This window comes from Arthrobacter sp. SAFR-044, assembly GCF_051965175.1.
Classification (GTDB): domain Bacteria; phylum Actinomycetota; class Actinomycetes; order Actinomycetales; family Micrococcaceae; genus Arthrobacter.
Map to the genome: position 1 here is coordinate 1,828 of NZ_JBQCMK010000026.1, position 3,335 is coordinate 5,162.

A 3,335-nucleotide genomic window follows, 5' to 3' on the forward strand; every position below is an offset into this window, starting at 1 on the left:
CGCATGTTTGTGTGTGTGGGGTGTGTGGTGTGGGGTTGTTGTTTGAGAACTACATAGTGGACGCGAGCATCTTGTATAAGAAGCAATTTCCAAGATATATGAACCTGGATCTGGCTGCGCGTGATGGTACTGCCCTTGGGTGGTGTCCGTTGGGTGTGGTTGGTTTTCGTGGTTCTCTCGAAAATGTTTTTGATCTTTGTGGTCAAGTTTTTAAGAGCACACGGTGGATGCCTTGGCATTAGGAGCCGAAGAAGGACGTAGGAATCTGCGATAAGCCTGGGGGAGTCGATAACCGGACTGTGATCCCAGGGTGTCCGAATGGGGAAACCCCGCTAAGCGCCGCAAGGTGACTTGGTGACCCGTACCTGAACACATAGGGTGCGTGGGGGGAACGCGGGGAAGTGAAACATCTCAGTACCCGCAGGAAGAGAAAACAATAGTGATTCCGTTAGTAGTGGCGAGCGAACGCGGATCAGGCTAAACCGTTCCATGTGTGATAGCCGGCGGGCGTTGCATGGTCGGGGTTGTGGGACTTTCCATACCAGTTCTGCCGGGCTGGTGGGGTGTGATGTGCGCGCATAGGTGAACGGTTTTGAAAGGCCGGCCAGAGAGGGTGTTAGTCCCGTAACCGTAATGTGTTTGTACCGCCTGTGAGAGTATCCCAAGTAGTACGGGGCCCGAGAAATCCCGTGCGAATCTGTCAGGACCACCTGATAAGCCTAAATACTCCCTAATGACCGATAGCGGACCAGTACCGTGAGGGAAAGGTGAAAAGTACCCCGGGAGGGGAGTGAAACAGTACCTGAAACCGTGTGCTTACAATCCGTCGGAGCCAGTCTGATTCTGGTGACGGCGTGCCTTTTGAAGAATGAGCCTGCGAGTTAGTGTTACGTCGCGAGGTTAACCCGTGTGGGGCAGCCGTAGCGAAAGCGAGTCTGAATAGGGCGTGTGAGTGGCGTGATCTAGACCCGAAGCGAAGTGATCTACCCATGGCCAGGTTGAAGCGACGGTAAGACGTCGTGGAGGACCGAACCCACTTCAGTTGAAAATGGAGGGGATGAGCTGTGGGTAGGGGTGAAAGGCCAATCAAACTTCGTGATAGCTGGTTCTCCCCGAAATGCATTTAGGTGCAGCGTTGCGTGTTTCTTGCTGGAGGTAGAGCTACTGGATGGCTAATGGGCCCTACAAGGTTACTGACGTCAGCCAAACTCCGAATGCCGGTAAGTGAGAGCGCAGCAGTGAGACTGTGGGGGATAAGCTTCATAGTCGAGAGGGAAACAGCCCAGACCACCAACTAAGGCCCCTAAGCGTGTGCTAAGTGGGAAAGGATGTGGAGTTGCCCAGACAACCAGGAGGTTGGCTTAGAAGCAGCCACCCTTAAAAGAGTGCGTAATAGCTCACTGGTCAAGTGATTCCGCGCCGACAATGTAGCGGGGCTCAAGTACACCGCCGAAGTTGTGGCATTCACATATGTTCCTAGCCTTCGTGGTTCAGGAGTGTGGATGGGTAGGGGAGCGTCGTGTGGGCGGTGAAGTCGCGGTGTAAACCAGCGGTGGAGCCTACACGAGTGAGAATGCAGGCATGAGTAGCGAAAGACGGGTGAGAAACCCGTCCGCCGAATGATCAAGGGTTCCAGGGTCAAGCTAATCTGCCCTGGGTAAGTCGGGACCTAAGGCGAGGCCGACAGGCGTAGTCGATGGACAACGGGTTGATATTCCCGTACCGGCGAAAAACCGTCCATGTTGAACAGGGGATACTAACCGCCCGAAACCTGCCTGACCGTCCTTTGGATGGAAGGGTTTTGGTGGAGCGCGGGACCTGATCCTGGGAGGCAAGCGTATTAACAGGTGTGACGCAGGAAGGTAGCCGAGCCGGGCGATGGTTGTCCCGGTCTAAGGATGTAGGGCGAGTGGTAGGCAAATCCGCCACTCATAGTGCCTGAGATCTGATGGGACCCCCGTTTGGGGGGATTTGGTGATCCTATGCTGCCGAGAAAAGCATCGACGCGAGGTTTTAGCCGCCCGTACCCCAAACCGACACAGGTGATCAGGTAGAGAATACTAAGGCGATCGAGAGAATTATGGTTAAGGAACTCGGCAAAATGCCCCCGTAACTTCGGGAGAAGGGGGGCCCCAACCTTGATACACCCTTGCGGTGTGGAGGGGATCGGGGCCGCAGAGACCAGGGGGAAGCGACTGTTTACTAAAAACACAGGTCCGTGCGAAGTCGCAAGACGATGTATACGGACTGACTCCTGCCCGGTGCTGGAAGGTTAAGAGGACCGGTTAGCCTCACGGCGAAGCTGAGAATTTAAGCCCCAGTAAACGGCGGTGGTAACTATAACCATCCTAAGGTAGCGAAATTCCTTGTCGGGTAAGTTCCGACCTGCACGAATGGAGTAACGACTTCCCCGCTGTCTCAACCATAAACTCGGCGAAATTGCAGTACGAGTAAAGATGCTCGTTACGCGCAGCAGGACGGAAAGACCCCGAGACCTTTACTATAGTTTGGTATTGGTGTTCGGAGTGGCTTGTGTAGGATAGGTGGGAGACGTTGAAGCCCGGACGCCAGTTCGGGTGGAGTCATCGTTGAAATACCACTCTGGTCACTTTGGACATCTAACTTCGGCCCGTAATCCGGGTCAGGGACAGTGCCTGATGGGTAGTTTAACTGGGGCGGTTGCCTCCTAAAAAGTAACGGAGGCGCCCAAAGGTTCCCTCAGCCTGGTTGGCAATCAGGTGTCGAGTGTAAGTGCACAAGGGAGCTTGACTGTGAGAGAGACATCTCGAGCAGGGACGAAAGTCGGGACTAGTGATCCGGCGGTACATTGTGGAATGGCCGTCGCTCAACGGATAAAAGGTACCTCGGGGATAACAGGCTGATCTTGCCCAAGAGTCCATATCGACGGCATGGTTTGGCACCTCGATGTCGGCTCGTCGCATCCTGGGGCTGGAGTAGGTCCCAAGGGTTGGGCTGTTCGCCCATTAAAGCGGTACGCGAGCTGGGTTTAGAACGTCGTGAGACAGTTCGGTCCCTATCCGCTGCGCGCGCAGGAAATTTGAGAAGGGCTGTCCTTAGTACGAGAGGACCGGGACGGACGAACCTCTGGTGTGTCAGTTGTACTGCCAAGTGCACCGCTGATTAGCTACGTTCGGATGGGATAACCGCTGAAAGCATCTAAGCGGGAAGCTCGCTTCAAGATGAGATTTCCATACACCTTGTGTGTGAGAGGCCCCCAGCCAGACCACTGGGTTGATAGGCCGGATGTGGAAGCGAGGACTAACGACTCGTGAAGCTGACCGGTACTAATAGGCCAACAACTTACACCACACAGA

Annotated in this window: 1 rRNA gene; it reads left to right on the plus strand. The window is 54.7% G+C overall.

The window, feature by feature from the left end:
- The first annotated feature begins 200 nt into the window (after positions 1–200).
- Positions 201–3,330: ribosomal RNA gene (locus ACTHQS_RS20935) — 23S ribosomal RNA — on the plus strand.
- The last annotated feature ends 5 nt before the right edge of the window (positions 3,331–3,335 follow it).